25 protein-coding genes are annotated in these 24,304 nt (G+C 52.9%); 12 read left to right on the top strand and 13 right to left on the bottom strand.

From position 1 onward, the window contains the following. Positions 1–346 precede the first annotated feature (346 nt). A complete protein-coding gene (gene orn / locus OGX80_RS12725) occupies positions 347–892 on the bottom strand; it encodes an oligoribonuclease (RefSeq protein ID WP_049011514.1) in 546 nt (181 codons plus the stop codon). A gap of 106 nt (positions 893–998) precedes the next feature. Here orn and rsgA point away from each other — a divergent pair, with 106 nt between their 5' ends. From rsgA to mscM, 3 genes are all read left to right on the top strand, one after another. Beyond that, a complete protein-coding gene (rsgA, locus tag OGX80_RS12720; RefSeq protein WP_058668459.1) occupies positions 999–2,051 on the top strand; it encodes a small ribosomal subunit biogenesis GTPase RsgA in 1,053 nt (350 codons plus the stop codon). A gap of 91 nt (positions 2,052–2,142) precedes the next feature. After that, complete coding sequence (gene asd / locus OGX80_RS12715) at positions 2,143–3,111, top strand: archaetidylserine decarboxylase (RefSeq protein ID WP_114848033.1); 969 nt, start codon at positions 2,143–2,145, stop codon at positions 3,109–3,111. Between the two features lie 16 nt (positions 3,112–3,127). After that, complete coding sequence (gene mscM / locus OGX80_RS12710) at positions 3,128–6,454, top strand: miniconductance mechanosensitive channel MscM (RefSeq protein WP_024130797.1); 3,327 nt, start codon at positions 3,128–3,130, stop codon at positions 6,452–6,454. Positions 6,455–6,509: 55 nt separating this feature from the next. Here the strand turns inward: mscM and OGX80_RS12705 are convergent, their stop codons facing one another. From OGX80_RS12705 to epmA, 4 genes are all read right to left on the bottom strand, one after another. Further along, the gene (locus OGX80_RS12705) at positions 6,510–6,824 is read right to left on the bottom strand and encodes a YjeO family protein (protein ID WP_110494770.1); all 315 of its coding nucleotides are present in this window, start codon (positions 6,822–6,824) and stop codon (positions 6,510–6,512) included. Then, complete coding sequence (locus OGX80_RS12700; protein ID WP_115182071.1) at positions 6,824–7,549, bottom strand: hypothetical protein; 726 nt, start codon at positions 7,547–7,549, stop codon at positions 6,824–6,826. The genes OGX80_RS12705 and OGX80_RS12700 overlap by 1 nt, the downstream gene beginning before the upstream one ends. A gap of 295 nt (positions 7,550–7,844) precedes the next feature. Beyond that, positions 7,845–9,347 (bottom strand): glutamate/gamma-aminobutyrate family transporter YjeM, encoded by a 1,503-nt coding sequence (yjeM, locus tag OGX80_RS12695; protein ID WP_115182072.1) that lies wholly within the window; start codon positions 9,345–9,347, stop codon positions 7,845–7,847. A 218-nt stretch (positions 9,348–9,565) separates the two neighbouring features. Next, positions 9,566–10,543, bottom strand: a complete 978-nt coding sequence (gene epmA, locus OGX80_RS12690) for an elongation factor P--(R)-beta-lysine ligase (protein WP_012134451.1) — start codon at positions 10,541–10,543, stop codon at positions 9,566–9,568. Positions 10,544–10,867: 324 nt separating this feature from the next. Between epmA and frdA the strand changes: the two genes are divergently transcribed. The 5 genes from frdA (at position 10,868) to OGX80_RS12665 (ending at position 14,805) form a co-directional block, all read left to right on the top strand. Beyond that, the gene (frdA, locus tag OGX80_RS12685) at positions 10,868–12,652 is read left to right on the top strand and encodes a fumarate reductase (quinol) flavoprotein subunit (protein WP_047459485.1); all 1,785 of its coding nucleotides are present in this window, start codon (positions 10,868–10,870) and stop codon (positions 12,650–12,652) included. Beyond that, a complete protein-coding gene (gene frdB / locus OGX80_RS12680; protein WP_012134453.1) occupies positions 12,652–13,386 on the top strand; it encodes a fumarate reductase iron-sulfur protein in 735 nt (244 codons plus the stop codon). Before frdA ends, frdB begins: the two co-directional genes overlap by 1 nt. A 10-nt stretch (positions 13,387–13,396) precedes the next feature. Next, positions 13,397–13,792 carry a fumarate reductase subunit FrdC gene (gene frdC / locus OGX80_RS12675; RefSeq protein ID WP_012134454.1) on the top strand — a complete coding sequence of 132 codons (396 nt, stop codon included), beginning with the start codon at positions 13,397–13,399 and terminating at the stop codon, positions 13,790–13,792. Positions 13,793–13,802: 10 nt separating this feature from the next. Then, entirely contained in the window at positions 13,803–14,162 is a 360-nt protein-coding gene (frdD, locus tag OGX80_RS12670; protein ID WP_012134455.1) for a fumarate reductase subunit FrdD, read from the top strand. A gap of 109 nt (positions 14,163–14,271) precedes the next feature. After that, a complete protein-coding gene (locus tag OGX80_RS12665) occupies positions 14,272–14,805 on the top strand; it encodes a lipocalin family protein (protein ID WP_047459488.1) in 534 nt (177 codons plus the stop codon). A gap of 16 nt (positions 14,806–14,821) precedes the next feature. On the opposite strand, the gene sugE is transcribed toward OGX80_RS12665, so the two are convergent. Beyond that, positions 14,822–15,139, bottom strand: coding sequence for a quaternary ammonium compound efflux SMR transporter SugE (sugE, locus tag OGX80_RS12660; protein ID WP_012134457.1), 318 nt, complete (start codon positions 15,137–15,139; stop codon positions 14,822–14,824). Positions 15,140–15,394: 255 nt separating this feature from the next. Here sugE and OGX80_RS12655 point away from each other — a divergent pair, with 255 nt between their 5' ends. Next, positions 15,395–15,994, top strand: a complete 600-nt coding sequence (locus tag OGX80_RS12655) for a LuxR C-terminal-related transcriptional regulator (RefSeq protein WP_024130800.1) — start codon at positions 15,395–15,397, stop codon at positions 15,992–15,994. Positions 15,995–16,024: 30 nt separating this feature from the next. Here OGX80_RS12655 and ecnB read toward each other — a convergent pair whose 3' ends face one another. The 3 genes from ecnB to efp all read right to left on the bottom strand — a co-directional run bounded on the left by ecnB (position 16,025) and on the right by efp (position 17,170). After that, the gene (gene ecnB / locus OGX80_RS12650; RefSeq protein WP_024130801.1) at positions 16,025–16,171 is read right to left on the bottom strand and encodes a lipoprotein toxin entericidin B; all 147 of its coding nucleotides are present in this window, start codon (positions 16,169–16,171) and stop codon (positions 16,025–16,027) included. A 108-nt stretch (positions 16,172–16,279) separates the two neighbouring features. Then, positions 16,280–16,414 (bottom strand): lipoprotein antitoxin entericidin A, encoded by a 135-nt coding sequence (gene ecnA / locus OGX80_RS12645; protein WP_024130802.1) that lies wholly within the window; start codon positions 16,412–16,414, stop codon positions 16,280–16,282. Between the two features lie 189 nt (positions 16,415–16,603). Continuing rightward, the gene (efp, locus tag OGX80_RS12640) at positions 16,604–17,170 is read right to left on the bottom strand and encodes an elongation factor P (protein ID WP_012134461.1); all 567 of its coding nucleotides are present in this window, start codon (positions 17,168–17,170) and stop codon (positions 16,604–16,606) included. A 41-nt stretch (positions 17,171–17,211) separates the two neighbouring features. On the opposite strand from efp, the gene epmB reads away from it, so the two are divergent. Then, positions 17,212–18,240, top strand: a complete 1,029-nt coding sequence (gene epmB, locus OGX80_RS12635) for an EF-P beta-lysylation protein EpmB (protein ID WP_012134462.1) — start codon at positions 17,212–17,214, stop codon at positions 18,238–18,240. A gap of 183 nt (positions 18,241–18,423) precedes the next feature. Further along, on the top strand, positions 18,424–19,287 hold the full coding sequence (locus tag OGX80_RS12630; protein ID WP_115182073.1) for a YjeJ family protein: 864 nt from the start codon (positions 18,424–18,426) through the stop codon (positions 19,285–19,287). A gap of 178 nt (positions 19,288–19,465) precedes the next feature. On the opposite strand, the gene OGX80_RS12625 is transcribed toward OGX80_RS12630, so the two are convergent. The 3 genes from OGX80_RS12625 to OGX80_RS12615 form a co-directional block, all read right to left on the bottom strand. Continuing rightward, positions 19,466–19,819: a DUF4156 domain-containing protein gene (locus OGX80_RS12625; protein ID WP_024130803.1), complete on the bottom strand. Its 354-nt coding sequence runs from the start codon at positions 19,817–19,819 to the stop codon at positions 19,466–19,468. 259 nt (positions 19,820–20,078) lie between these two features. Next, positions 20,079–21,725: a chaperonin GroEL gene (groL, locus tag OGX80_RS12620; RefSeq protein WP_012134466.1), complete on the bottom strand. Its 1,647-nt coding sequence runs from the start codon at positions 21,723–21,725 to the stop codon at positions 20,079–20,081. 43 nt (positions 21,726–21,768) lie between these two features. Beyond that, positions 21,769–22,062, bottom strand: a complete 294-nt coding sequence (locus OGX80_RS12615) for a co-chaperone GroES (RefSeq protein WP_000027827.1) — start codon at positions 22,060–22,062, stop codon at positions 21,769–21,771. Positions 22,063–22,337: 275 nt separating this feature from the next. Between OGX80_RS12615 and yjeH the strand changes: the two genes are divergently transcribed. Beyond that, on the top strand, positions 22,338–23,588 hold the full coding sequence (gene yjeH, locus OGX80_RS12610; protein WP_104867867.1) for an L-methionine/branched-chain amino acid transporter: 1,251 nt from the start codon (positions 22,338–22,340) through the stop codon (positions 23,586–23,588). A gap of 84 nt (positions 23,589–23,672) precedes the next feature. Here yjeH and OGX80_RS12605 read toward each other — a convergent pair whose 3' ends face one another. Beyond that, positions 23,673–24,149: an FxsA family protein gene (locus OGX80_RS12605; protein ID WP_115182074.1), complete on the bottom strand. Its 477-nt coding sequence runs from the start codon at positions 24,147–24,149 to the stop codon at positions 23,673–23,675. Positions 24,150–24,304 lie beyond the last annotated feature (155 nt).

Genomic DNA, 24,304 nt, shown 5'->3' with positions numbered 1-24,304 from the left:
GGAAACGAGACTCGAACTCGCGACCCCGACCTTGGCAAGGTCGTGCTCTACCAACTGAGCTATTCCCGCTTAATCTTCGTTTTTCAGACTGTTATCTGAAATTCTGTGATTAAATTTGTTGCTGTCGTAATTCGCATTTCTGCGTCGTTACGGGAGGCGCATTATACGAGAAATCCTTTCTGCTGCAACCCCCTAAAACGCAATTTTTTCCGTTTTCGTTCTGAGTGTTGAATTTATCAGCAAAGCGTACAATTTAGCGCCAAATTCACCCCGCCGCAAGCACACCCGGCAGGCAAATCGTAAGCCGGATAAGACGCTTCGCTTCGCCATCCGGCAAATACGCCGTTTACAGCTTAATAAAATTCTCGCGGTAATAAGCCAGCTCCGCCACCGACTCGCGAATATCATCCATCGCCTGGTGCGTCCCCTGCTTGGTAAAACCGGCAAGGATTTCCGGCTTCCAGCGACGCGCCAGCTCTTTCAGCGTACTCACATCCAGATAGCGATAGTGGAAATAGGCTTCCAGTTCAGGCATGTACTTAAACAGAAAACGGCGATCCTGGCCGATGCTGTTGCCACAAATCGGTGATTTACCTGCCGGAACCCACTCTTTTAAAAATTCAATGGTCGCCAGTTCTGCGGCGCGATCGTCAAACGTGCTGGCTTTTACCCGATCCACCAGACCACTTCCGGTATGAGTACGCACGTTCCAGTCATCCATTAACGCCAGTTGTTCAGCAGACTGATGCACCGCAATCGTCGGCCCTTCCGCCAGGATATTCAGGTTGGCATCGGTCACCAGCGTCGCGATCTCAATAATGCGATCGCGCTCGGGATCCAGGCCGGTCATCTCAAGATCTATCCAAATGAGGTTGTTTTCATTGGCACTCATGCTATTTTCCACCCTTCAGAGGTCACAGTCAGTGTGACTATATTCATCTAAAATAGCGTGTATCATAGATGTTTTGCCCATTGCGGGCGACCAGGAGCCAGTACGATTGAGTAAAAATAAACTCTCCAAAGGCCAACAGCGCCGCGTGAAAGCCAATCACCAGCGTCGTCTAAAAACGTCCACGGAGAAGGCAGACTTCGATGACAACCTGTTCGGCGAGACCGCTGAAGGTATCGTCATTAGCCGCTTTGGCATGCATGCCGACGTAGAATCCGCCAATGGCGAGATTCACCGCTGCAACATCCGTCGCACGATCCGTTCGCTGGTCACCGGCGATCGCGTCGTCTGGCGTCCGGGTAAAGCGGCGGCTGAAGGCGTCAACGTCAAAGGGATCGTCGAAGCCGTACACGAACGCACCTCCGTGCTAACGCGCCCGGATTTCTACGACGGCGTGAAGCCTATTGCCGCCAATATCAACCAAATCGTCATTGTCTCCGCCATTTTGCCGGAGCTGTCGCTCAATATTATCGACCGCTACCTGGTGGCCTGCGAAACGTTGCAGGTTGAACCGATTATCGTGCTCAATAAAATCGATCTGCTGGATGACGAAGGGATGGACTTCGTTAATGAGCAGATGGATATCTATCGCGGCATCGGCTATCGCGTGTTGATGGTATCCAGCCATACGCAAGATGGCCTCAAACCATTAGAAGAGGCGCTAACCGGCCGTATCAGCATCTTTGCCGGGCAGTCTGGCGTTGGAAAATCGAGCCTGTTGAACGCCCTTCTGGGCCTACAGGAAGCGATCCTCACCAATGATGTGTCGGATAACTCCGGTCTGGGGCAGCACACCACGACCGCCGCGCGCCTGTATCACTTCCCGCACGGCGGCGATGTGATTGACTCCCCTGGGGTACGCGAATTTGGCCTCTGGCATCTCGAACCGGAACAAATCACCCACGGATTTGTCGAATTTCATGACTACCTGGGCCATTGCAAATATCGCGACTGCAAGCATGATACCGACCCAGGTTGCGCCATCCGTGAAGCGGTAGAAGACGGTAAAATTGCAGAAACCCGTTTCGAAAATTATCACCGCATTCTGGAAAGCATGGCACAGGTAAAAACACGTAAAAACTTTTCTGATATGGACGACTGACAACTACGCTAAGCATCGCTAGAATCGTCCCCTTTTTTCAGGATGCCGGCGTCAATGCCGGTTCAGGAACAACAATGGCCTGGAGGCTACCTTGTTAAACTCATTTAAACTTTCGCTACAATACATTCTGCCGAAACTATGGCTCACTCGCCTGGCGGGCTGGGGCGCGAGAAAACGAGCGGGCTGGCTGACCAAACTGGTTATCGATCTGTTCGTGAAATACTACAAGGTCGATATGAAAGAGGCGCAGAAGCCGGATACCGCCAGCTATCGCACCTTTAACGATTTCTTTGTTCGTCCGCTGCGTGACGACGTCCGTCCGGTGAATACCGATCCAAACATACTGGTGATGCCGGCTGACGGCGTGATCAGCCAGTCAGGTAAAATCGAAGAAGATAAAATCCTGCAAGCGAAAGGTCACAACTACAGCCTGGAAGCGCTGCTGGCAGGTAACTACCTGATGGCGGACCTGTTCCGCAACGGTTCGTTTGTCACCACCTACCTCTCTCCGCGCGACTACCACCGCGTACACATGCCGTGCAACGGTATCCTGCGCGAGATGATCTACGTACCGGGCGATCTGTTCTCGGTGAATCACCTGACCGCGCAGAACGTACCAAACCTGTTTGCCCGTAACGAACGCGTGATCTGCCTGTTTGACACAGAATTTGGTCCAATGGCGCAAATTCTGGTCGGGGCGACCATTGTCGGCAGCATCGAAACCGTCTGGGCAGGAACCATTACGCCGCCGCGTGAAGGCGTGATCAAACGCTGGACCTGGCCGGAAGGGGAAAGCGAAGGGTCTGTGGCGCTGTTGAAAGGTCAGGAGATGGGCCGTTTCAAACTGGGTTCAACCGTGATCAACCTGTTTGCGCCGGGTAAAGTCACGCTGGCTGAACAGCTGCAAAGCCTGTCAGTGACCAAAATCGGTCAGCCGCTGGCCGTTTCTACCGAACTCTTCGTGACCCCTGAAGCGGAACCCGCGCCGCTGCCGGAAGAAGAGATCAACGCCGAACACGACGCCAGCCCGCTGGTTGACGACAAGAAAGACGAAAGTTAAATAAAGGATCGCTGCTGTGCGCCTGATTATCACTTTTCTGATGGCCTGGTGCCTCAGCCTGGGGGCGTACGCTGCGACGGCCCCCGACGCCAAACTGATTGCCCAGGAACTGGAGCAGGCTAAAGCGGCAAAACCCGCTCAGCCAGAGGCCGTAGAGGCCCTCCAGTCCGCGCTGAACGCGCTTGAGGAACGAAAAGGTTCTCTTGAGCGCGCCGAACAATATCAGCAGGTCATCGACAATTTCCCTAAGCTGTCCGCGACGCTACGCGCACAGCTCAATAACTTGCGCGATGAACCGCGCAGCGTGCCGCCAGGCATGTCCACCGATGCGCTAAGCCAGGAGATCCTCCAGGTCAGCAGCCAGTTGCTGGATAAAAGCCGTCAGGCCCAGCAGGAGCGAGAGCGCGCTCGTGAAATCGCCGATTCGTTAAGCCAGCTTCCACAACAGCAAACGGATGCCCGTCGCCAGTTAAATGAGATTGAGCGGCGCATTGGCACCGCCAGCGGCAACTCCCCGCTCAACCAGGCGCAAAATCTGAGTATGCAGGCCGAATCCGCCAGGCTCAAAGCGCAGGTTGATGAGCTGGAACTGGCGCAGCTTTCGGCGAATAACCGTCAGGAACTGGCGCGAATGCGCTCCGAACTGGCGGAAAAACAGAGCCAACAGCTGGATGCCTGGTTACAGGCATTACGCAATCAATTAAACAGCCAGCGCCAACGAGAAGCAGAGCGAGCGCTGGAAAGCACCGAACTGCTGGCGGAAAACAGCGCAGACCTGCCGCCGGGCATTATCGAACAGTTCAAGGTGAACCGCGAGCTGTCGCAGGCGCTTAACCAGCAGGCGCAACGCATGGATCTGGTGGCCTCACAGCAACGCCAGGCCACCAGCCAGACGCTACAGGTTCGTCAGGCCCTGAACACCCTGCGGGAACAGTCGCAGTGGTTAGGCGTATCGAATATGCTGGGGGAAGCCCTGCGCGCGCAGGTATCGCGTCTCCCGGAAATGCCCAAGCCTCAACAGTTAGATACCGAAATGGCGCAGCTACGCGTACACCGTATGCGCTACGAAGACCTGCTCAACAAACAACCGCAACTACGTCAGATTCGCCAGGCCGACGGTCAAACGCTGACCTCTGAGCAGAGCCGCATTCTTGACGCCCAACTGCGTACCCAACGCGAGCTGCTGAATTCACTGTTGCAGGGCGGTGATACGCTGATCCTCGAACTCACCAAGCTGAAAGTGTCCAATAGTCAACTGGAAGACGCGCTGAAAGAGGTCAACGAAGCCACTCACCGTTACCTGTTCTGGACGTCTGACGTGAGTCCGATGTCGCTCTCGTGGCCTATCAGCCTCGTTCAGGATCTGCGTCGACTGATCTCACTGGATACGTTCAATCAGCTCGGCAAAGCCAGCATCATGATGCTTACCAGCAAGGAGACGTTGCTGCCGCTGTTTGGCGCGCTGGTGCTGGTTGGTTTTAGTCTCTATTCGCGCAAACATTTTACCCGTTTTCTGGAGCGTTCATCCTCCCGCGTCGGGAAAGTCACGCAGGATCACTTCTGGCTGACGCTGCGCACCGTGTTCTGGTCGATTCTGGTCGCCTCCCCGCTGCCCGTACTGTGGGCCACGTTGGGCTATGGGTTGCAGGAGGCATGGCCTTATCCTCTGGCCGTCGCCATCGGCGACGGGGTGACAGCAACGGTTCCGCTGCTGTGGGTCGTCATGATTTGCGCCACCTTTGCCCGCCCTAACGGTCTGTTCGTGGCGCATTTTGGCTGGCCCCGAAACCGTGTCGCGCGCGCCATGCGCTATTACCTGATGAGCATCGGGCTGATTGTCCCGCTCATTATGGCGCTGATTATGTTTGATAATCTTAACGATCGGGAGTTCTCCGCGTCGCTGGGGCGTCTCTGCTTCATCCTGATCTGCGGCGCGCTCGCGATTGTCACGCTGAGCCTGAAGCGCGCCGGTATCCCGCTGTACCTCGATAAAGAGGGCAGCGGCGACAATATGGTCAACAGTATGCTCTGGAACCTGCTGATGGGCGCGCCGCTCATTGCGATCCTTGCGGCCGCTGTCGGCTATCTGGCCACCGCGCAGGCGCTGCTGGCGCGACTGGAGACCTCCGTCGCCATCTGGTTCCTGCTGCTGGTTATCTATCACGTCATTCGCCGCTGGATGCTGATTCAGCGTCGCCGTCTGGCGTTCGATCGCGCTAAGCATCGCCGGGCCGAAATGCTGGCGCAACGTGCGCGCGGTGAAGAAGAGCCCGCCCACTCCACCAGCCTCGAAGGGGCCGTCGAAGTGGATGAAAGCGAAGTGGATCTCGACGCCATCAGCGCCCAGTCGCTGCGTCTGGTACGTTCTATCCTGATGCTTATCGCCCTGCTGTCGGTCATTGTGCTGTGGTCGGAAATCCATTCCGCCTTTGGCTTCCTGGAGAATATCTCGCTGTGGGATGTCACCTCCACGGTGCAAGGGGTTGAAAGTCTGGAGCCGATTACGCTGGGCGCGGTGTTGATTGCGATCCTGGTGTTTATCATCACCACGCAACTGGTGCGTAACCTGCCCGCACTGCTGGAGCTGGCGCTCTTGCAGCATCTGGATCTGACGCCCGGCACCGGCTACGCCATCACCACCATCACCAAGTATCTGTTGATGCTGATTGGCGGGCTGGTCGGTTTCTCGATGATTGGCATTGAATGGTCGAAGTTACAATGGCTGGTCGCCGCGCTCGGTGTCGGTCTGGGCTTTGGTTTACAGGAGATCTTCGCCAACTTTATTTCCGGCTTAATCATCCTGTTCGAAAAGCCGATTCGTATTGGCGATACGGTGACCATTCGCGACCTTACCGGCAGCGTGACCAAAATCAACACCCGCGCCACCACCATCAGCGACTGGGACCGTAAAGAGATTATCGTGCCGAACAAAGCGTTCATCACCGAGCAGTTTATCAACTGGTCGCTGTCGGATTCGGTAACGCGTGTGGTGCTGACCATCCCGGCGCCGTCAGACGCTAACAGCGAAGAGGTGACGCAAATTCTGCTGACTGCGGCGCACCGCTGTTCACTGGTGATTGACAACCCGGCGCCGGAAGTATTCCTGGTTGACCTGCAACAGGGGATTCAGATCTTCGAACTGCGTATCTATGCCGCAGAGATGGGGCACCGTATGCCGTTGCGCCACGAAATCCACCAGTTGATTCTGGCGGGCTTCCATGAGCACGGTATCGATATGCCATTCCCGCCGTTCCAGATGCGCCTGGAAAGCCTGAATGGCAGGCAGACAGGAAGAACGCTGACATCCGCAGCCAGGAAAAGTCGTCCGGCGGGAAGTTTGTAAATTGTGTCACAATAAGATGAACGTTGGGTGTGTTGAGCACTACCCAACGTCTTATTTACCAACATAATTGGTATCGAATAACAAAGCGCCATAACCAAAAGAGCAGGAGAGCCACTATAACAGAATATTGCCAGATACTACGTTGCCTTCGCCATACAATTGCATAGATAAAAGGAATAAACAGAGGTAGAGTTAAAGTTATGCCCACAGTTCGAATATCATCATTCTCAATATATTTCATGACATCACAGATATCATTGATTCCCCTGCCATCGATAAACCATTCCTTGTCCTGCGTTGAAAATATAATTATCGATATAATGCTTACTATACCCCAGATAAAATTCAACGTAAAAGACTTCCAACTCATTAACCGCCTCGCATAATTTTAAGTATTATATCTTTCTTTTCTATAATTCGACGACCATATTCACCATATTCACCATATTCACGCCCCGGAGAACCGGGTAACTCACTAATTGATTGAACAATATCATCTTTACTTCTCATTGTTCCACGATTATATCTGGAACCCGCCAATATTATCTGCTCGTCAGTCAAGTATAAAGTATCAGCGTCTGGATTATCATATAAAATAAGATCATGTAAATGGAATGCTACAACCCGAATGTTAAAGCTGTTATCAAGTAAACACTGCGACAGGCGAAATTGCTGAAAATGAGTCAATTTATCAGGGTGGATACCTATTGTTTTGGCTGCAACACCGATCTGGATAGCAATTGAACCGACCGATGTAGCATTAGACGATTCATTACTGTTCTTTCCCAATATTTCTTCAATTATCTGTCTGAATTGCAGAACACCAACACCTTTAAATCTCTCTGGAGTTCCGCCAACTTCAGCAACAGCAACACCTGCAAGGAGTAATTCAGGGATTCTTGCTTCATAAGCGTATTGCTTTATCATTGCCCTATGGTGAATCAACCAAGCTGTTTTATAATACCAAAGATATGCTTTCCCAGTCATAAAACGCCAATTGGTAGGTAAGGCATACCATCGAAAAAAATCTAACCCATTCCAATGAGGAAAACCATATTCGTCGATCTCACAAAAAGGTGGAAAGCTAATCATCATGAAAATTTATCACCAAAGTTAATTTAGCATTGACCCGACAATAGCCATGATTCTCAATCAGTAATGAGATAGACATCACATGTATAAAAAAGCAATCAAAAATTATATTCACAAATAGATTCATAGTAACAATGATTTCCAATCATAAAAAATCACTTCCCTAGATTTGACATGTAAATAATCATAAAATATATACATCAATATCATTCTGATAAAAATCTCAAAATTATTTTATACGAAAAAGCCCGGAGGGTGTTCCATTCGGGCTTTGGGGAAATTCAATATGTATCTTTCCTCAGTCTGTCACCCAGCGAAACTGTTTCGCCATCCGGCGGCTGTAGTTCTGATAAATCGCCATCGCTAACAGCGAGAAGAATATCGGGCCGCCGGTCATCCACAGCGCGCTATTCCAGTCCCCGGCTTCAATCACCGGCTGAATGATGGTAAACACATTCGCAAACGTCACCACCAGCACGACCACGCCCGTTGCCAGCATCGTAGAAACATGGGTTTTGAAGATCACAAATGGCCGTTCCAGGCCTTCGCGAGACTTAAAGAACGGGAAGGCCAGCGCGAGGAACAGGTACGGCAACGTCATCGACACGTTCGCCATCAGCGTCAGTTTGTTGTAGAACGCCGACGCGGTATCACCGCCAAAAGAGACCAGCAGAATAAACAGACTCACCAGCAGACACTGCATCCACATTGCGGTGGCTGGCATACCTGCCGCGTTCAGCGTCGTCATCGGCGCAGGCCACAGCGCTTTTGGCGTTCCCTGGATAATGGCCTTCAATGGCGAGTAGCTCAGCGTAAAGAACGCGCCGGTATAGGCAAGGAACATGGAGAGGCCAGTGATACGCGCAAACCAGACGCCGGTCGCCATTGCCGCTTCCGGCGACAGATGCAGCGCGTTACCCAGCGTCATCCCCAGGCTTTTCATCAGAATATAGGTGATATTTCCGAGGTTAACGGAGCCATTACTTAATACCTGTTGCCAGTTGGTGCTAACGCCCCATAAAAATATCGCCAGCGAATAACCAACGGAAATAACAATTGCCGCAAAAACAATTCCTTTCGCAAAGTTCTTTTCCGGCTTTTCTGTTTTATCCACCAGGCCGCCTACCGCTTCAATTCCGCCGTAGGCAAAAATAGCGAAAACAACAAATGAGAGCATGGCCAGGCCGGATTGATACCCGGGATTGGGCGAGGAGACAAAATTAATATTTTCCGCAAAATGCCCACCATTTAATAACAAAATAGCGACACTCACTAACAACAAAACCAAATTAAGACACATCACGGCAATCCCCCCTACTGCCGTAATACGCGCAATTTTATTAATTCCCTTTGATGCGATACAGGTCACCAGAATCATCCAGCCGACGGCGAGCAGACCAACAACCTGCGTCGGTTCAAGCCCGGCGATCCGCCAGTGCTGCGTCATATCTGCGCCAAACAAGAACGTAGAGAAAGGCACCCAGACTTTCGCCGCAGTGCTCACCATCCAGATAACATAGGAGGAGAACCACATAAAAGTGCCGATAAACGCATAACGCGGGCCAACGCTATTATTCATCCACGAATAGATTCCGCCCTCTTCTTTTCGATAAGCAGAACCCATTTCAGCCATCATTAAGGCAAATGGAATAAAGAATAATAATGCAGAAAAGATATACCACGGGATCGCGCTATACCCCATTAAATAAAACGCCGACGGGCTATTGGCAAAACCAAAAACGGACGTAAATATCATCAGGATGAGGCCAGCCAGGCTCATCTTCTTTATTGTCTGGTTCATGAAACCATCCCTTACTCTGGGCACGTTGGCTAAACGGCGCTCACCGGTTTGCACTGCCCCCTTGCAGAGGTCAGCAATAAAAATCAACACAGAATTGATACCTGAATGGTATCAAACATCCAGACTTATATTGTGGCTATAAGAGGGGAATTGAAAAAATGTGCTACAAAATGGCGCTCATTGCGCCATTTTGTTTCGCAAAAGAGGGGTTTTCAGATTTATGCCCGATCAACGGTAAAAGCGATAACCTCAGCGAGGCTTTCCGCCCCCAGCGCCAGCATCACCAGACGATCCACGCCCAGCGCCACGCCGGAACAGTCAGGCATCCCCACCTTCAGCGCCTCCAGCAGATTGTTATCGATAGGCTGCTGCGGTAAGCCTCGCGCGGCGCGCTTACGGTTATCCTGCTCGAAGCGTTGCTGCTGCTCGCGCGCATCCGTCAGTTCGTGGAAACCATTCGCCAGCTCAATACCTTTGAAGTAAACCTCGAAGCGTTCAGCCACCCGATGGTCTTCAGTGCTGATTTGCGCCAGCGATGCCTGGCTTGCCGGAAAATGGTACACAAACGTCGGCTTCTCTTTGCCAATGTGCGGTTCCACGCCCATAGTAAACAGCAGTTGCAGCAGCGTATCGCGATCTTCTTCGGTATCCGCGATATTGCTTAAATCCAGCTTCGCCGCCGCTTCACGCAGTTGAGTTTTATCCGCAGACAGCGGATCAATCTCCAGATGGCGCTGAAACACCTGCTGGTAAGAAAGACTCTCCGCAGGTTGACATTCCAGCACCTGTTGCAGCAGGTCGTCCACTTCGTTCATCAAACGGTACATGTCGTAGTGGGGACGATACCACTCCAGCATGGTGAATTCCGGGTTGTGATGACGCCCCATCTCTTCGTTGCGAAAGCTACGGCACAGCTGGAAAACCGGGCCGCATCCCGCCACCAGCAGGCGTTTCATGTGGTATTCCGGGCTGGTCATCAGATAAAGGTTCATGCCCTGAGAGTGGCCAGGGCCGACGAAACGCGTTTCGAACGGGAACAGATGAATGTCCGTTACCGTCGCCTGGCTCATGCAGGGCGTCTCAACCTCCAGCACTCCACGATCGGCAAAGAAACGACGGATCTCCGTCATAATTGCCGCACGTTTTAACAGGTTAGGAATGGACGCGCTCGGCTGCCAGGTTGCCGTTTCGCTCATGGTACTTTCTCCGATTTAAGACAAGGGCACGAAGTCTACTCGTAACACGCCAGTGAAACAAATTTTGTGCGGGAATAATGCGCTCCGCCGGAAAAGTAAAAAAAGTGAAGCCAGGTGGTTTAGTAATTAAATTAATCAGAATCAATGATAAATCGACCCGTTGATGCGCTAAAAAAATCGAACACGTCAAATTTCCCTCACATCCGTAAGACTATACTGTTGTACCTATAAAGGAGCAGTGGAAACGCGTTCGCAACCCGCATCAATCAGGAGTTCAATCTGATGGTGTACGGGGACGAAATAACAACAATCTGGAGGAATGTCGTGCAAACCTTTCAAGCCGATCTTGCCATTATAGGCGCCGGTGGCGCGGGATTACGTGCTGCAATAGCTGCCGCGCAGGCGAATCCTAACGCTAAAATCGCACTGATCTCAAAAGTGTACCCGATGCGCAGCCACACCGTTGCTGCCGAAGGGGGTTCAGCCGCTGTCGCCCAGGATCATGACAGCTTTGACTACCATTTTCACGATACGGTAGCGGGCGGAGACTGGCTGTGTGAACAGGATGTCGTGGATTACTTTGTCCACCATTGTCCAACTGAAATGACGCAACTTGAGCAATGGGGTTGCCCGTGGAGCCGTCGCCCGGACGGCAGCGTCAACGTACGTCGTTTCGGCGGTATGAAAATTGAGCGTACCTGGTTTGCCGCGGATAAAACCGGCTTCCATATGCTGCATACCCTGTTCCAGACCTCTTTGCAGTTCCCACAAATCCAACGCTTTGATGAACACTTCGTCCTGGATATCCTGGTCGATGACGGTCATGCCCGTGGCCTCGTGGCCATGAACATGATGGAAGGCACGCTTGTGCAGATCCGCGCCAACGCGGTGGTGATGGCTACCGGCGGCGCAGGCCGCGTGTATCGCTACAACACCAACGGCGGCATCGTGACCGGCGACGGTATGGGCATGGCGCTGGGCCACGGCGTACCGCTGCGCGATATGGAATTCGTTCAGTATCACCCGACCGGTCTGCCGGGTTCCGGTATCCTGATGACCGAAGGCTGCCGTGGTGAAGGCGGTATTCTGGTCAACAAAAACGGCTACCGCTATTTGCAGGATTACGGCATGGGCCCGGAAACGCCGCTTGGCGAGCCGAAAAACAAATACATGGAACTGGGGCCGCGCGACAAAGTGTCTCAGGCGTTCTGGCACGAATGGCGCAAAGGCAACACCATTTCCACGCCGCGTGGCGATGTGGTTTACCTCGACCTGCGCCATCTGGGCGAGAAAAAACTGCTCGAACGTTTACCGTTCATCTGCGAACTGGCGAAAGCCTACGTGGGTGTCGATCCGGTTAAAGAGCCGATTCCGGTTCGTCCGACCGCGCACTACACCATGGGCGGCATCGAAACCGATCAGAATTGCGAAACCCGCATTAAAGGTCTGTTTGCCGTTGGCGAGTGCTCCTCCGTAGGTCTGCACGGCGCTAACCGTCTGGGTTCTAACTCTCTGGCGGAACTGGTGGTCTTTGGCCGTCTGGCGGGCGAACAAGCAATGGAACGCGCCTCAACCGCAGGCACGGCTAACGACGCCGCGCTTGACGCGCAGGTTGCGGGCGTTGAACAACGTCTGAAAGACCTCGTTAACCAGGAAGGCAACGAGAACTGGGCGAAAATCCGCGATGAAATGGGCCTGTCGATGGAAGAAGGTTGCGGTATCTACCGTACGCCGGAACTCATGCAGAAAACCGTGGATAAGCTGGCGGAGTTGCAGGAACGCTTCAAGCGTGTTCGTATCACCGATACCTCCAGCGTATTCAACACCGACCTGCTGTACACCATCGAGCTGGGTCATGGTCTGAACGTAGCGGAATGTATGGCGCACTCCGCGCTGGCACGTAAAGAATCACGCGGCGCTCACCAGCGTCTGGACGAAGGCTGCACCGAGCGTGACGACGTCAACTTCCTCAAACATACCCTCGCCTTCCGCGATGCTGATGGCACAACTCGCCTGGAATACAGCGACGTGAAAATCACCACTCTGCCACCGGCAAAACGTGTGTATGGCGCTGAAGCGGAAGCCGCCGATAAGAAGGAGAAGGCGTAATGTCTGAGATGAAAAACCTGAAAATTGAGGTGGTGCGCTATAACCCGGAAACCGACACCGCGCCGCACAGTGCTTTCTACGAAGTGCCTTACGATGAAGCGACATCGCTGCTGGATGCGTTAGGCTACATCAAAGATAACCTGGCGCCGGACCTGAGCTACCGCTGGTCCTGCCGTATGGCGATCTGCGGTTCTTGCGGCATGATGGTCAACAACGTGCCAAAACTGGCGTGCAAAACCTTCCTGCGTGATTACACCAAGGGTATGAAGGTTGAAGCCCTGGGGAACTTCCCGATCGAACGCGATCTGGTCGTCGATATGACGCACTTTATCGAGAGCCTGGAAGCGATCAAACCGTACATCATCGGCAACCCGCGTACGCCGGATCAGGGGCCAAATACCCAGACCCCGGCGCAGATGGCGAAGTATCACCAGTTCTCCGGTTGCATCAACTGTGGTCTGTGCTACGCCGCGTGCCCGCAATTCGGCCTGAACCCTGAGTTCATCGGCCCGGCGGCGATCACGCTGGCGCATCGTTATAACGAAGACAGCCGCGACCACGGTAAGAAGGAGCGTATGGCGCAGTTAAACGGTCAGAACGGCGTATGGACCTGTACCTTCGTAGGCTACTGCTCCGAAGTCTGTCCGAAACACGTCGATCCGGCTGCGGCCATTCAGCAGGGTAAAGTGGAAAGTTCGAAAGACTTTCTTATCGCCACCCTGAAACCACGCTAAGGAGTGCAACATGACGACTAAACGCAAAGCCTATGTGCGGCCAATGACGTCCACCTGGTGGAAAAAACTGCCGTTTTATCGCTTTTACATGCTGCGCGAAGGCACGGCGGTTCCGGCAGTCTGGTTCAGCATTGAACTGATTTTCGGCCTGTTTGCCCTCAAACATGGCGCGGAATCCTGGATGGGCTTCGTTGGCTTCCTGCAAAACCCGGTAGTGGTGATCTTAAACCTGATCGCCCTGGCGGCAGCCTTGCTGCACACCAAAACCTGGTTTGAGCTGGCGCCAAAAGCCGCCAACATCATTGTTAAAGACGAAAAAATGGGGCCAGAGCCGATCATTAAAGGTCTCTGGGTTGTTACTGCGGTTGTCACCGTAGTCATACTGTATGTTGCCCTGTACTGGTAAGGAGTCCGGGATGATTAATCCAAATCCAAAACGCTCTGACGAACCCGTATTCTGGGGCCTGTTCGGTGCAGGTGGTATGTGGGGCGCGATTATTGCGCCGGTAATGGTTCTGTTGGTGGGTATTCTGCTGCCGCTGGGACTTTTCCCGGGCGATGCGCTGAGCTATGAACGCGTACTGGCGTTCGCCCAGAGCTTCATTGGCCGCGCGTTCCTGTTCCTGATGATCGTCCTGCCGCTGTGGTGTGGTTTACACCGTATGCACCATGCGATGCATGACCTGAAAATCCATGTGCCAAGCGGAAAATGGGTATTCTACGGTCTGGCGGCGATTCTGACCGTTGTCACGGCAATCGGCATCCTCACAATCTAAGCCATACGCCCTCTTATCTGCGCGATAAGAGGGCGTTTTTTTATTTCCCCTTCTCCCTTATTTTTCTCGCCAGGTTCTACACTTAGAAAAAACCGCTAAGGAAAATCCCATGCGCCTGCTGCCTGTCGTTGCCGCCGTTACCGCTGCGTTTCTGGTCGTCGCGTGTAGCACGCCTGTCCCGCCCAGGGGCGTTACCGTTGTCACTGACTTTGATGCCAGACGCTACATGGGCACCTGGTATGAAATCGCGCGTTTCGATCACCGCTTTGAAAGCGGTCTTGAAAAAGTGACGACAACCTACAGTCTGCGGGATGACGGTGGCCTGAACGTCCTCAACAAAGGCTACAACCCGGACAGGGGCATGTGGCAGAAAACAGAAGGGAAAGCCTGGTTTACGGGCGACCCCAGCCGCGCCGCGCTGAAGGTATCGTTCTTCGGCCCCTTCTACGGCGGGTATAACGTCATTGCGATCGACAGAGAGTACCGCCATGCGCTGGTGTGCGGCCCGGATCGCGACTACCTGTGGATACTCTCACGCACGCCGACGCTCTCCGAAGAGATGAAGCAGCAGATGCTGGCCGTCGCGACCCGGGAAGGGTTTGATGTCAGTAAATTAATCTGGGTAAAACAACCCGGCGCTTAACGCTTTTCCCGGAGGATTAGTGAGCGCTGAGCTTCAGCCCAATAATCCCCGCTACGATCAGCGCAAGGCTCGCCAGACGCGCAGGACTGGCGGATTCGCCAAGCAGCAAAATGCCGGTGATAGCCGCCCCTACCGCGCCAATACCCGTCCAGACCGCATAGGCAGTACCGACAGGCAGGGTTTTCATCGCCCATGACAACAGCGCCATACTGACAATCATCGCTGCAATGGTAATGACGCTGGGCGTCAGGCGACTGAATCCGTGGGTATATTTCAGGCCAACCGCCCAAACGACTTCAAGCAGACCCGCAATGAACAAAATTATCCAGGACATATCTGGCTCCAGAAAAATGGGGCCGTCCCCGGTGAAAGATACATTTGCAGGTCGTCCTGCAAAGCAGAGGTGTGAGAAAGCATTTTTGCCTGCGAAAAAATCAAATTCAACCCTTTTATTTTCCGCCGTTGCAAAAGCATGAATTGGGCGCAATTCGCAGCGCAGTTCACGCATTCGACGCTCATCGGACTTCTCTATGATGAGACGCTTTCTGAGGTCAGGAAGCCATCGCCTACTTCTGGATGCGGAAAGTTTATGTTAAAAATTTTAGTGATTGACCGCTGCCATTTCACCCGCACGGGGATAGAGGCCTGGCTTAATCATTCTGGCTTATTTGATTCTTCGTTCCTGGTATCAGGGTTGAATAACCTGCTACTGGCAAAAGAGCATATTTCCCAGTGGAAACCTCATCTGGTTATCGCTGACTTATATAGTTTTTTCAACTACAGCCACTCTTTTAAGCCAGCAGCGCCGCTCCTGATGGCCTGCGGAGCCACGCCTTTAATTTTGCTGCAATCAGGCGGCGTACAGTACCAGGCCGATAGCGACCCGCTGTATCAGGTCCATGCTGTAGTGTCGAAACAGGCCACGCTGCATGAGCTATCGCGGAATATTCAGGACGTGCTGCTTGCCCAGTCCGTTACTGACACGCCAAAAACCGCCACACCGCTGCTTACGCCGCAGGAGGAAAAGGTGCTGACAATGTGGATGGAAGGTGCGGGAAACAACGCAATCGCGGCTGCGCTCGGTATTCACGGCAAAACGGTCTACACCTACAAACGCAATATCCGCATGAAATTGCATATGGATAATCGCTACTCGCCGTTTTTATCCTTACCGGAGCAAATCAATTAACGGTACGACGCCACGCCGTACCGTTCACATTTATTGCTGGGCTCTGGTCGCGGCGCCTGAAATGGCGCTGCCGCCTTCAGAGATATCCTGCCCAACGCCGCGTGTTGTATTACACGCAGTTAGCACGGAAGAAAGCACCAAAACAGAAAAGATCGCTGCAATTGTTTTCTTAACCATAACGTCTTCCTTTTCTAGCCAATGTTGTTTGTGTATAGCCACTTAAGCATAGACAAGATCCCGCAATGTGACGGGCGTTCGACGATTTTTTAAGACACCTGGAAATAATTAGCTGGCAGCGTGAGAGATAGAATTGCCGAGATGTTTGATGTCTTCACCAAAGCCACGCGCGGTATTACAACCCGTCAGCAACGCGCCGGTGAAAAGGATGAGTGCTACAAGACTGATAAGACGTTTCATCATTCCTGCCCTGGAAAAGGTATGGCGCAGCTCAATGCCGCACCATAAATTCAACTTAGCAAATTGCTGACAAACTCCACGTCTGTTTTACCGAATGGCGGTAATACCCATGCGTCACGCAGTCGCCGTAGGCCCGATAAACTTGCGCCATCGGGCATTTCAGACGTTGTCATCAATCTTAATATCAGCGTCTTATTTAACGCGGGATACGTATTCGCCAGAGCGCGTATCCACTTTGATCACTTCGCCAATCTGGACGAACAGCGGAACTTTAACCACTGCGCCAGTAGACAGCGTAGCCGGTTTGCCGCCAGTACCTGCGGTATCGCCTTTCAGGCCTGGATCGGTATCTACGATTTCCAGCTCAACAAAGTTCGGCGGGGTCACGGTGATCGGCTGGCCGTTCCACAGGGTCACGATGCACTCAGCCTGATCCAGCAGCCATTTCGCGCTGTCGCCGATCGCTTTGGCGTCAGCAGACAGTTGTTCGAACGTTTCGTTGTTCATGAAGTGCCAGAACTCACCGTCGTTGTACAGGTAAGTCAGGTTCATATCGACAACATCGGCACCTTCAGCAGAGTCGGTGGATTTGAAGGTTTTCTCTACACGAGTGCCGGTCAGCAGGCGGCGCAGTTTAACGCGTGCGAATGCCTGGCCTTTACCCGGTTTAACGAATTCACTGGCTTCAACCGCATAAGGTTCGCCGTCCAACATGATTTTAAGACCAGCACGAAAATCGTTGCTATAGTACGTTGCCATAAGGCCCTCTGAAAATTGTTAACTGGTAGCTAAGCCACAAAATGGCGCATATTGTAACCCTAAATACCCCATCCAGAGAAGATTGGTTAGCGCAACTTGCCGATGTTGTGACCAATCCCGATGAACTACTGCATCTTTTGAATATAGACGCAGATGAAAAACTGTTGGCCGGACGCGACGCCAAACGCCTGTTCGCCCTGCGCGTACCGCGATCTTTCATCGCGCGTATGGAGAAAGGCAATCCCAACGATCCGCTTCTGCGTCAGGTACTTACCTCGCAGGACGAATTCGTAACCGCCCCCGGTTTTTCCACCGACCCGCTGGAAGAGCAGCACAGCGTCGTGCCCGGATTACTGCACAAATACCGCAACCGTGCATTGCTGCTGGTAAAAGGCGGATGCGCGGTAAATTGCCGCTACTGCTTCCGTCGCCACTTCCCGTATGCGGATAATCAGGGCAACAAACGCAACTGGCAGGTCGCGCTGGACTACATCGCCGCACACCCTGAACTGGATGAGATCATCTTCTCCGGCGGCGATCCTTTGATGGCGAAAGATCACGAACTGGACTGGTTGCTTACGCAACTGGAAGCGATCCCGCACATCAAACGGCTGCGTATCCACAGTCGTTTGCCGATCGTGATCCCCGCGCGCATTACGGATGGGCTGGCAGCCCGCTTTGCGCGCTCTTCTCTGCAAATTCTGCTGGTGAACCACATCAACCACGCCAACGAAATTGACGACACGTTCCGTCAGGCCATGACGACGCTGCGCAACGCGGGCGTTACCCTGCTCAACCAGAGCGTACTGCTACGCGGGGTGAACGATAACGCGCAAACGCTGGCAAACCTCAGCAATGCGCTGTTTGACGCCGGCGTCATGCCCTACTACCTGCATGTGCTGGATAAAGTTCAGGGCGCGGCGCATTTCATGGTGAGCGACGATGAAGCGCGGCGAATTATGCGTGAACTGCTGACGCGGGTATCCGGTTATATGGTGCCCAGACTGGCGCGTGAAATTGGCGGGGAGCCGAGCAAAACACCATTAGATTTGCAGTTACGCCAGCAATAATTGTTCAACCGAGTGTCCGGTTTCGGACACTCGCCCTTAAAATCGCTTATTTGAATCCGTTCATATAGCGCGACGCTTTCCATATTATGTTATTTTAATAACATAACACACCGAATATATTTCAAAATTATATATTGATTCAAATTAAGTTACCTGATTAATAATTGGTTAGGGAGAACCTTTATGGCAATGAGTATCAAAGGCGTTAATACAGGCGTTATTCGCAAAGCGAATGAGTTTATTGCGCTGGCATTAAAAATAAAAGAACCGAGGAATAAAGAGTCGTTGTTTTTTCTGACGGCGCTGGAATTAAGAGATCTGCTGATCGCTCTGGAAAGCCGACTGCACCAGAAGCATCACCTGTCCCCCAACGCTCGCCAACAATATGAAAAAGCACGGGATAGAGTCAGTAAAAAAATGCTTGAGAGTATTCCGGCCATTCAGGAAGAGGAACTCAAAAACGCAGATATTAATCGCCGGGTGAATACATTAACGCTGGTAGACGACCAGAGCGAAAACGTCATGCTTTCTTTTACGCTGCATGACGGTAAAACATGCGAGCTGATGATTAATGAATTACAGATTAACGTTCTGGTGCGCGCAATTGTTCGCGCTATAGATAATGCCGGTATGCGTGAGCTGGTGCTGCGTATTACATCACTACTGGATTTTCTGCCATTATATGATGCTGACTGTCTGGATAACGGTAATCTGGAATATGACGCCTACGCGCAACCTGAATGGAAGCACAATCTCTTCAGCCATTATCTGGCGGTGCTCTATCGTTATACCGATGAGACAGGTAAAACACATTTTAGCGGCGCCGTAGTGAAAAACCGCACCCCTTCTGGCAGCAAAGAGGCAGAGGCCATTTCACGCCGACTGCTTGATTTCAGCCCACGGCTGAAGAAGCTGGCCGGGAAACCGTGCCAGGTGTTTGTCAGAACGCTAACCGCTGATAAGACGCACAAACTCACTCAGGAGCAGTGCCTGCGCGCGTTGCATCATTTACGCGTGCAGTCGGTCGAGAAAGCGAAAAACGCCTGATGGCGCTGCGCTTATCCGGCCTACGATCACATACGCCTGTATAGACCACTGTATTACACAAAATCATTCAACCTGCATCGCAGCGGCAAGCGAAGAAATCCCCAGCAGCACAGATAACTATGTGACTGGGGTTTCACAGCGCAGCCAACAAAGAGGCAGGTTGAAGAATGAAGTGTAATCAGTTAGGGCACTTATAAACCTGACCGTTCATTTCACTGGCGGTCGGGACAAAGCTGGACAACATTCCCTGCGTTGGGCTGCTGACGCCATAAATCACATTTCCGCCCATTGCCGCAGCCTGGTTACGCAGGTCGTTCGCTGCACCACGCATGGAGCCGCCCTCTTCACCGTGCTGACCAGAAAGCCAGTTGCTTTGCTTACCGGTCGCAGTGCCGATCAACTGGCATTCTGCGCCAGGCTTGTCTTCCACAAAACGCACACTTTGCCCGGCAGCGGTCAGTTGGTTGCTGGAGCTACAACCCGCCATCAGCAGCGCAGCACCGACGATCCCTGCTAAATATTTTACGTGCATGTTATTCCCCATAATCAATGAGCTGGACGCCACTCACGTCGTCCATGTCTGAATCTTATACTAAAAAGATGACCAAAAGAAAAACCCCCGAACATTTCTGCCCGGGGGTTTCTAAATTCTGGGAGATGAGCCCCCAAATCATTCTGGTTGCAGGAAGGCGGCCAGTTTGTTAATCCCCAGAAGATTACTCAAGTAAGTGACTGAGGTTAGCAAACGCAACCAACGCACCTGCGGCCTGAAGGATGCAGGGTGTGGGCAATTACATCATGCCGCCCATTCCACCCATACCGCCCATGCCGCCGGCTGCGCCTAAGTCAGGAGCATCGCCTTTCGGCAGGTCAGTTACCATGCACTCGGTAGTGATCATCAGACCAGCCACAGATGCCGCGTACTGCAAAGCAGAACGGGTTACTTTGGTCGGGTCCAGGATACCCATATCGATCATGTTGCCGTATTCTTCGGTTGCTGCGTTGTAACCGTAGTTGCCGTCGCCGCTTTTAACGGTGTTAGCCACAACAGACGGTTCTTCGCCGCAGTTCAGCACGATCTGACGCAGCGGGGATTCCATTGCGCGCAGCGCAACTTTGATACCCACGTTCTGGTCTTCGTTCTGGCCTTTGAGTTCCGCAATTTTAGACGCGACGCGAATCAGCGCTACGCCACCACCGGCAACTACGCCTTCTTCAACCGCAGCACGGGTCGCGTGCAGGGCATCTTCAACGCGTGCTTTTTTCTCTTTCATTTCAACTTCGGTCGCAGCGCCAACTTTGATAACCGCAACACCGCCTGCCAGTTTCGCTACGCGCTCTTGCAGTTTTTCACGGTCGTAATCGGAAGTGGCTTCTTCGATCTGCTGACGGATCTGAGTGACACGGCCCTGGATCGCAGACTCTTCACCCACGCCATCAATGATGGTGGTGGTGTCTTTGTTGATCACAACGCGTTTTGCCTGACCCAGGTCTTCCAGGGTAGATTTTTCCAGCTCCATACCGATCTCTTCAGAGATGACGGTACCACCGGTCAGGGTTGCGATATCTTGCAGCATTGCTTTACGACGATCACCGAAGCCCGGCGCTTTAACCGCCGCCACTTTCACGATGCCGCGCATGGTGTTAACCACCAGCGTAGCCAGCGCTTCACCTTCCACATCTTCAGCGATGATCAGCAGCGGTTTGCCTGCTTTCGCAACGGCTTCCAGAACCGGCAGCATTTCGCGGATGTTAGAGATTTTCTTATCAGCCAGCAGGATGAACGGGCTTTCCAGTTCTACTGCGCCAGTTTCCGGCTTGTTGATGAAGTAAGGAGACAGGTAGCCACGGTCAAACTGCATACCTTCAACCACGTCCAGCTCATCCTGCAAACCGGTACCGTCTTCAACGGTGATCACGCCTTCTTTACCGACTTTGTCCATCGCTTCAGCGATCAGTTTACCTACGGTTTCGTCGGAGTTAGCGGAGATAGTACCAACCTGAGCAATGGCTTTAGAATCAGAGCACGGTACGGACAGGGTTTTCAGTTCTTCAACCGCAGCAGCAACCGCTTTGTCGATACCACGTTTCAGATCCATCGGGTTCATGCCCGCAGCAACGGCTTTCAGACCTTCAGTGATGATGGACTGAGCCAGTACGGTCGCGGTGGTGGTGCCGTCGCCTGCCGCGTCGTTCGCTTTAGAGGCAACTTCTTTCACCATCTGCGCGCCCATGTTTTCGAACTTGTCTTCCAGCTCGATTTCACGCGCTACGGAAACACCATCTTTAGTGATGGTCGGCGCACCGAAAGATTTATCCAGAACCACGTTACGGCCTTTCGGACCGAGGGTCACTTTCACTGCGTCTGCCAGTACGTTTACGCCGCGCAGCATTTTCACACGAGCGTCGTTACCGAATTTTACGTCTTTAGCTGCCATTTTCTCTTTCCCTTAAATTCGTATGTTCAGTGTCGTTCGCGGATTACGCTTCAACAATTGCCAGAATGTCGCTTTCAGACATGATCAACACTTCTTCATTGTCGATCTTCTCAGATTTCACACCATAGCCATCGTTGAAAATAACGATGTCGCCAACCTTAACGTCCAGCGGCTGCACAGTACCGTTATCCAGGATGCGACCCTTACCGACAGCGATGATTTCGCCACGCGTTGATTTACCCGCTGCGGAACCGGTCAGAACAATGCCGCCAGCAGATTTGGATTCAACTTCTTTACGTTTGACGATCACACGATCATGTAACGGACGAATACTCATTGATAGCTCTCCTTTGAGAAAGTCTTTATCAGTTATGGGTGACGCCGGCCCGTGAACGGTTTCCCGGCTAGTGACCAGAGAGATGGGGATGGGTTTTTGCCCCTTCAAGGGGGCAGATGAAAAAAAATTCTTATCAGCAGAAAATCGCGCGAAAACGGTAGCTCACCTCACATTTCATAACGATTTAAGGCGGCCCGTCATAAGTAAATCCGATTGTGTTACCATCGAAAATCTGCGCAGTTGCCCAAAAATTGGGCGTAACCGGATAGTGACTCATGAGTGGACTAAAACAAGAGCTGGGACTGGCTCAGGGCGTGGGCCTGTTGTCGACATCACTGTTAGGAACCGGCGTCTTTGCCGTCCCGGCGCTGGCCGCGCTGGTGGCGGGCAATAACAGCCTGTGGGCCTGGCCTGCGCTCATCGTTTTAGTCTTTCCTGTGGCGATTGTCTTTGCCATCCTGGGGCGTCATTTCCCCAGTGCGGGCGGCGTGGCGCATTTTGTCGGGATGGCGTTTGGTTCGCGAATGGCGCGCGTCACCGGATGGCTGTTCCTGTCGGTCATCCCCGTCGGCCTGCCTGCGGCGCTGCATATCGCCGCCGGGTTCGGTCAGGCGATGTTTGGCTGGCACGGCTGGCAGCTTTTACTGGCGGAATTCGGCACGCTGGCGCTGGTGTGGTTCATTGGCTCTCGCGGCGCCAGTTCCAGCGCCAACCTGCAAACGATCATTGCCGGGCTGATTGTGGCGCTGATTGTCGCCATCTGGTGGGCGGGCGATCTCAAGCCGAACAAAATTCCGTTCCCTGCCCCTGCGGATATTGAGCTGCCCGCCCTGTTCGCCGCGCTGTCGGTTATGTTCTGGTGCTTTGTCGGCCTTGAAGCGTTCGCCCATCTGGCATCGGAATTTAAAAACCCTGAACGCGATTTCCCGCGCGCGCTGATGATCGGCCTGCTGCTGGCCGGCTCCGTTTATTGGGCGTGTACGGTGGCAGTTCTGCATTTTGACGCCTACGGCGCGCAAATGGCGGCGGCAGCGTCGCTCCCTGACATCGTCGTGCGATTGTTTGGCGTACAGGCGCTGTGGGTCGCCTGCATTATTGGTTATCTGGCCTGCTTCGCCAGCCTGAATATCTATATCCAGAGTTTCGCCCGCCTTGTCTGGTCACAGGCGCAGGACAGGCCAGATCATTATCTGGCGCGCCTTTCTGCCCGCCGCGTTCCCCGCAATGCGCTGAACGCCGTACTGGGCTGTTGCGTACTCAGCACATTGTGCATTTACATCCTTGAGATCAATCTCGACGCGCTGATCGTCTATGCCAACGGCATTTTCATTATGATCTACTTGCTGTGCATGCTGGCCGGGTGTCGGTTGCTGGCAGGACGCTATCGCGCGCTGGCGGTGACTGGCGCTCTGCTGTGTCTGTTATTGCTGGCAATGGTGGGATGGAAGTGTCTGTACGCGCTGATTATGCTGACGGCGCTGTGGCTGTTTTTACCCCGCAGGTTGGCTAAGCGTCAGCATTCGTAGGCCCGGTAAGCATAGCGTCACCGGGCATTTATGCCGGATGGCGCCGCTGAGACGGTTTATCCGGCCTACGGTTCAACGTTTGATTTAATCCTTGCGGTCGTCTTTATGATCTAAACGGTCACGCTCGTCCTCTTTACGCTGAAACTCACCGTCAAACGTCTCGCCGCCGCCCGTTCCGGCGCTAAAACCGCCGCCAGGCATACGGGAAAAACGCAAATGCGGCAGCAACTTCATGGTCAGGTGTTTCTGCACGGGCGGCAATAAAAGAAGCAGCCCCAGGAAGTCGGTGAAGAAGCCGGGCAGCACCAGCAGCAGGCCCGCGATGATCAGCGACACGCTCTTGATCATCTCCACCGCCGGACTTTCGCCAGCCGCCATTTTCTGCTGCATCAACAAAAAGTTCTTGAAACCCTGGTTTCGCACCAGCGACATACCAATGACCGAGGTGAAAATCACCAGGATCAGCGTCATCAGGACACCCAGCACATGGGCGACCTGGATAAAAATAGAAATCTCAATGTAAACATAGAGAAAGATGGCAATAAACGGTATCCAGCGCAAAGGACTCTCCTGTAAATGACAGCCGTTTTCATCACGTCTGTCTGATATGGGTGCGCGATTCGCATGCGTCAGATGTTGAGACGGTTAGCAAAATTTCAAGCTGTTTGTACACTTATTTTTAGTGGTAATCCCAAAGCGGTGACCTATTTCACAAA

It is taken from the genome of Citrobacter sp. CK194 (assembly GCF_030333395.1).
GTDB classification, from domain to species: Bacteria; Pseudomonadota; Gammaproteobacteria; order Enterobacterales; family Enterobacteriaceae; genus Citrobacter_B; species Citrobacter_B koseri.
Note: the sequence above shows the minus strand (reverse complement) of the source record. Positions and strands in the feature narration are given on the sequence as shown.